General features: G+C 58.0%; 5 protein-coding genes and 1 pseudogene. All 6 read left to right on the top strand.

Annotated features, from left to right (window positions below):
• Positions 1–36 precede the first annotated feature (36 nt).
• Positions 37–549 (top strand): annotated as a pseudogene (locus F8J34_RS02215) (aminotransferase class I/II-fold pyridoxal phosphate-dependent enzyme); the annotation flags it as partial.
• On the top strand, positions 546–1,238 hold the full coding sequence (cmk, locus tag F8J34_RS02210) for a (d)CMP kinase (protein ID WP_297056107.1): 693 nt from the start codon (positions 546–548) through the stop codon (positions 1,236–1,238). The pseudogene F8J34_RS02215 and the gene cmk, both read left to right, overlap by 4 nt.
• Before the next feature lie 62 nt (positions 1,239–1,300).
• Positions 1,301–2,983, top strand: a complete 1,683-nt coding sequence (locus F8J34_RS02205) for a 30S ribosomal protein S1 (protein ID WP_297056104.1) — start codon at positions 1,301–1,303, stop codon at positions 2,981–2,983.
• 154 nt (positions 2,984–3,137) lie between these two features.
• Positions 3,138–3,986, top strand: coding sequence for a signal peptide peptidase SppA (sppA, locus tag F8J34_RS02200; protein WP_297056103.1), 849 nt, complete (start codon positions 3,138–3,140; stop codon positions 3,984–3,986).
• Complete coding sequence (locus F8J34_RS02195) at positions 3,983–5,152, top strand: HU family DNA-binding protein (RefSeq protein WP_297056101.1); 1,170 nt, start codon at positions 3,983–3,985, stop codon at positions 5,150–5,152. The genes sppA and F8J34_RS02195 overlap by 4 nt, the downstream gene beginning before the upstream one ends.
• A gap of 27 nt (positions 5,153–5,179) precedes the next feature.
• Positions 5,180–5,901: IMP dehydrogenase (locus F8J34_RS02190; protein WP_297056099.1), on the top strand; the 722-nt coding region annotated here is incomplete at its 3' end.

Here is a 5,901-nt window from a genome sequence, read left to right as displayed (position 1 = left end):
GCTCGGAGATGTGTATAAGAGACAGCCTACGGGGAGTTCATTCGGGATCCGGGGGTGGCCCGGGGGGTGGAGTTTTTGAAAAGGGGCTTTCCGGTGGTGGTGTTGCGCACCTTCTCCAAGGCTTACGGCCTGGCCGGACTCCGGGTGGGATACGGTCTGATGCCCGAGGATCTGGCCCGCATTCTGAACGCCATCCGTCAGCCCTTCAATGTGAATCTCCTGGCCCAGGTGGCGGCTCGCGCGGCTCTCTCGGATCACGATCATCTCCGTCGTACCCAGGAGATTACCTGGCAGGGGCTGGATTATCTGACCGGGGAGCTTTCCCGGCTGGGCTTGAAACCCCTCCCCTCCCAGAGCAATTTTCTTTTTGTGGAATGCGGCCGGCCGGCGGAGTCCCTTTATCAGGCCCTGCTCCGGGAGGGACTTATAGTGCGGTCCATGGAGGCTTACGGTTTTCCGGAGGCGTTGAGGATCTCGGTGGGGCTTCCCGAGGAGAATCGAGCGCTGGTGGAGGCCCTGGAAAGGATCCTGCGCAAGGAGCGAGCATGAAGGAACGGCCCCGGGTAATCACCATCGACGGTCCGGCCGGTAGCGGGAAGACCACCGTGGCCCGGATGCTGGCCCGTCACCTGGGCTACGGGTTGCTCGAATCCGGCACCCTGTACCGGGCCCTCACCTGGCTCCTGGTGACGCAGGCCCCGGAGGCCCTTTCCGGCGAGGATCCAGCCCGCATCCTGGATAGGATTCAGGAACACCTCCCCCGCTTCTCCTTCGAGCTGGGATCGGAGGGCCTGCGGATAAGCTTCGGTTCCCGCCGGTTGCAGGAGGAGCTGCGTCTTCCGGAAGTAGAAAGACGGGTTTCCACGGTGGCGGCCATCCCGGAGGTGAGGAAACTGGTGAACGACATCCTTCAACGTCTGGCTCAGAAAGGGCCGGTGGTGGCCGAGGGAAGGGATATGGGTTCGGTGGTTTTTCCCGAGGCCCCTTACAAGTTTTTTCTTTCCGCTTCGCCGGAGGTTCGGGCCCGCAGGAGATATCTGGAATGGAGGGCCAAGGGGATCCCCGTTTCCGAGGAGGAGGTCCTGCGGGACATCAAGGCCCGGGACGAGAAGGATTCCTCCCGCTCCACCGCTCCCCTGAGCATACCCGAGGGGGCCATCGTTATCGACACCTCCAATCTCTCCCCCCAGGAGGTCCTCCAGGTCATCCTGAGGGAGCTTTTCGCGTCCCACCCTTGAAGGCTCCCCTCATCTCTGGTATAAGCAGCAACAAGAGTTCTATAGTCTTGGAGGAGGCCAAAATGGTGGAAGGGCAGGAAACCGAAACTTTTGAAGAATTACTCAAATCCGAAGCCGAACCCCGTTTCTTGCGGCGGGGCTCCATTATAGAAGGGACCATCCTCACCATTAACCCGGACTGGACCTTTGTGGATATAGGCTACAAGTCCGAAGGGCTCATCCCCACGGCGGAATTCCGGCGGGCCGATGGTTCTCTGAGGGTTAAGGAGGGCGATCGAATCGAGGCTCTGGTGGAGCGGATCAGGGGCGAGGACGGTCTGGTGAGGCTGTCCTTTGCCAAGCTTCTGGAAAACCGGGCCTGGGAACGTATTCTTAAGGCGCAGAAGGAAGGAGAGGCACTGGAGGCCTATGTGATTGAGCCCATCAAGGGCGGGTTTGCGGTGGAAATAGAAGGGGTGCGGGCCTTTCTCCCCTTTTCGCACGCCTATCTGGAGCGTCCGGCGGATCCCAACCAGATCGTAGGGCAGAACATAAAGGTGGAGGTGATCTCGGCCTCCCGAAAGCGCAATAATGTGGTGGTTTCGCGTAAAAACGCCCTCCAGAAGGAGATCGAGGCCCGCAAGAGGGCCCTCTTCGAGAGCCTGGCCGAAGGGCAGGTAAGGGAGGGCACCGTTACGCGGATACTGGATTACGGAGCCTTTATAGATCTGGGAGGGGTGGAGGGTTTTCTCCATGTTTCCGATCTCTCCTGGGGAAAGGTGAAACATCCGGGGGATCTCCTCCGTCCGGGGGATCGGGTCAGGGTAAAGGTGCTTTCCTTTGATCCCCAGAAGGAAAAGATCAAACTGGGGATCAAACAGCTTACGCCGGATCCCTGGCAGCAGGTGAAGGAAAAATATCACGAAGGCGATCGGGTCAAGGGCAGGGTGGTTTCTCTAACCTCCTTCGGGGCCTTTGTGGAGGTGGAACCCGGGGTGGAGGGCCTGATTCATATTTCCGAACTCTCCTGGACCAAGAGGTTGAGGCATCCCCGGGAACTCCTTTCGGTGGGAGACCAGGTGGAGGCGGTGGTGCTCAAGGTGGATCCGGAAAACCGACGCCTGTCCCTGAGTCTGCGCCGGGTGGAACCCAACCCCTGGGAGGTCCTGGTGGAGAACATGCCTCCCGGCACGGTGATTGAGGCCCCCATAAAGACGGTTACCGATTTCGGTATCTTTGTGGAGGTTACCGAAGATATAGACGGTTTCATCCATATCTCCGATCTGTCCTGGGGCAAGCTGGCTCACCCCTCGGACAAGTTTAAGGTGGGCGATGTGGTTCGGGCGGTGGTGCTGAAGATAGACCCGGAAAAGGAGAGGCTCAATCTGGGGATCAAGCAGCTTTATCCCAATCCCTGGGAGACGGCTCCGGAAAAGTATCCGGTGGGGGCGGTGGTGGCGGGTAAGATTTCCAAGGTAGCGGATTTCGGTCTCTTTGTGGAGATCGAGGAGGGTCTGGAAGGGCTGGTCCATGTCTCCGAGATAGGCCCGGAGAAGTTGAAATCTCCGGTAGGGCATTTTGAGGTGGGGCAGGAGGTCAAGGCCAAGGTCATCCGCCTGGAGCCCGAGAAAAGGCGGATGTCTCTATCCATCCGGCGGTATCTGGAAGAGAAGGAACGCCAGGAATATCTTGAAAATATCGAAAATCGCAAGGGAACCGGGTTTACCCTGGGAGCCTTCCTGAACAAGGAACTTATGGGCAAATAAGGATCTCCGGAGGCCGTCCCTCCTGTGGGAAGATGAAAACACATCGGAAGGTATTACTTCAGGGCCGCGCGGGAGCGTTTTTACCGCCCTAAAAGGCAGGAATCCTGCGGACCGCTTTTAAACGGGAACCATGAGGAAGGCTTTTTTATACGGTTTGGCTTTTATCGGTGGTATTTTTCTCTTTTTCTGTCTGTTGAGCCTGATTTTATCCTTTTGGATCCTTAAACCCGAGCGGCGCTTACTGGGGCCGGTCATAGGGGTGGTGGAGATTCGGGGGCTCATTACCCGGGCGGACGAGAAGATCCGGATCCTGGAGGATTTCCGGCGACGGCGGGAGATCAGGGCGGTGGTGGTGCGTATAGATAGTCCGGGAGGAGCGGTGGGGGCCTCGCAGGAACTTTATCAGGAGCTCAAACGGGTCGCGCAGGAGAAGCCGGTGGTGGTTTCCATGGGCTCGGTGGCTGCCTCCGGTGGTTATTACGTGGCCCTGGGAGGAACCAGGATCCTGGCTTCCCCCGGAACCATTACCGGAAGCATAGGAGTCATCTTTGAAGTGCCCAATGTGGAAAGACTCCTTAAAAGGCTGGGCGTGGAGCCGGTGGTATTGAAAAGCGGGCGCTTCAAGGATCTGGTCTCCTATTATCGTTCCCCCGGACCTCAGGAGAAAAAGATCCTGCAGGGAGTTCTGGACGAGATCCATGAACAGTTTATCCGGGCCGTGGCAGCGAGCCGTAAGCTCAAGATCGAGGAAGTTCGCAGGATCGCGGACGGTCGAATCTTTACCGGTGAAAAGGCCCTCCGCTTGGGGCTGGTGGATGAGTTGGGGAATTTCGCCCGGGCCGTGGAGGAGGCCGCCCGGATGGCCGGGATTAGAGGGACGCCTCGTCTGGTTTACGGAAAAGGGGAACAACGTTGGTGGTTATCCCTGTTGAAGGGAAAGACCAGCCTGGCCTGGGAGAACGTGCTTTTCTGTCCCCTTTATCTGTGGTGGGCAGGGAAATGAAACGGAAGGACCTGGTATATCGTTTGCTGGCGCATTTTCCGGACCTGCGCAAGAGCGATGTAGAACTCCTGGTAGGGGCCTTTTTTGAGGAGATGGTCCAGGCCCTCAGGGAGGCGCAGCGGATAGAGATACGCGGTTTCGGTCGCTTCGAGGTTCACCAGGGAAAGGAAAGGATCTTCGTGAACCCCCAGAACCAGAAGGTCTATCATCTGCCGGGGAACAGGAGGCTGGTTTTTCGGGTGGGTAAGGACCTTGCGGAGCGACTCAATTCTCCGCCGCGAGCGGTGCTGGATCTGGGTACCCAGACCTTCCGGCTGGCTCTGGGCAAGATTCAGGGGGAACAGCTGCGGGTGATAGAAAAACGCCGGGAAAATGTCCGCCTGGGAGAGGGGCTCGAAAACGGTGTTATCTCGCCTCAGGCCATGGAAAGAGGTCTAAGAGTCCTCCGGGACTTTCGCGATCATCTGGCTGAACTGGAGGTGAACGAGATAAGGGCGGTGGGCACTGCGGTCTTCAGGGAGGCCCGCAATGCCGGGGAATTCCTCTCCGAAGCTCGGGATCTCGGGTTTGAGGTGGAATTCATCTCCCCGGAGGAGGAAGCCGAGCTCGTGGCCCGGGGGGTAATCTCCGGGCTGAAGCTGGCAGGCTCCTTTTTTCTGGCGGACGTGGGAGGGGGAAGCACGGAGATTTCCTGGATTCATGAGGGACGGAGGGTATGGAGTGTGAGTCTTCCCCTGGGGGCGGTGCGTTTGCGGAATAGATTTATTCACTCCTATCCCCTCACCCGTAAGGAATACCATCAGCTTCGCACCCATGTGGCTCGTATCCTCTCCGAGGTGGAGTTTCCGGATTCCGGTGAGGTTCTGGTGGGCTGTGGCGGAAGCGCCAGCCTGGCGGCTTCCCTGGACCTGCACCTGAGCGTATATTTGCCGGAAAGGATTCACGGGCACAGGATCTCTCTTTCCCGTCTGGAGGAACTCACGGATTATCTCTGGGGCCTTCCCCTGCCTAAGATCCAACGCCTGCGCGGTATGGAACCCGGCAGGGAGGATATTGCCCTTCCCGGTCTCCTGATCTTTCAGGAACTGGCCCGCAGATTACGCCTTTCCGAAATGGTGGTCAGTGAATGGGGCCTCCTGGAGGGGCTTCTCTTGTCTTGGAAATAATTTTTGCGTATAAAGGAGGGAGGGTTTATGCTGTCGTTTCCGGTAGAAGAGGCCTATACTTTTGACGATCTGCTCCTTGTTCCCAATTATTCCGAGGTCCTCCCCAAGGATGTGGATGTATCCACCTATATCACCCCCAAGATCAAGCTAAACATTCCCATCCTCTCGGCGGCCATGGATACGGTGACCGAGGCCAGGATGGCCATAAGTATGGCCCGGGAAGGGGGGATAGGGATCATTCACCGCAACATGACCATCGAGGAACAGTGTCGGGAGGTGGAAAAAGTCAAGAAGTCCGAAAGCGGGATGATCCTGGATCCGGTCACCGTGGGGCCGGAAACCCCTATCCGCGAGGTATTGCGGCTGATGGAGGAGTATCGAATTTCCGGGATACCGGTGGTGGAAGGGCCCCGGAAGAAGCTTCTGGGTATCGTTACCAACCGGGACCTTCGTTTTGAAACCGCGCTGGATCGTCCGGTAAAGGAGGTTATGACCCGCGAGAATCTTGTCACCGCTCCTCCGGGGGTGACTCTGGAAGAGGCCAAGAAGATCCTGCACGAACGTCGTATAGAGAAGTTATTGATCGTGGATGAAGATTTCTGTCTCAAGGGGCTCATTACCATCAAGGATATCGAAAAGATTCGCAAGTATCCGCATGCCTGCAAGGACGAATGGGGGCGTCTGAGGGTGGGAGCCGCGGTGGGAGTGGGGCCGGAACGACTGGCCCATGTGGAGGCCCTGCTCAAGGT

The sequence above is a fragment of the Thermosulfurimonas sp. genome, from assembly GCF_015491435.1.
Lineage (GTDB): Bacteria > Desulfobacterota > Thermodesulfobacteria > Thermodesulfobacteriales > Thermodesulfobacteriaceae > Thermosulfurimonas_A.
The sequence above is the reverse complement of the archived record's forward strand: the minus strand, read 5'-3'. Positions and strand labels throughout refer to the sequence as shown.

What these genes read in the sequence shown, in the direction of transcription:
- cmk (WP_297056107.1), top strand. Translation starts at nt 546, where the DNA reads ATGAAGGAACGGCCCCGGGTAATCACCATCGACGGTCCGGCCGGTAGC.
- F8J34_RS02205 (WP_297056104.1), top strand. Translation starts at nt 1,301, where the DNA reads ATGGTGGAAGGGCAGGAAACCGAAACTTTTGAAGAATTACTCAAATCC.
- F8J34_RS02195 (WP_297056101.1), top strand. Translation starts at nt 3,983, where the DNA reads ATGAAACGGAAGGACCTGGTATATCGTTTGCTGGCGCATTTTCCGGAC.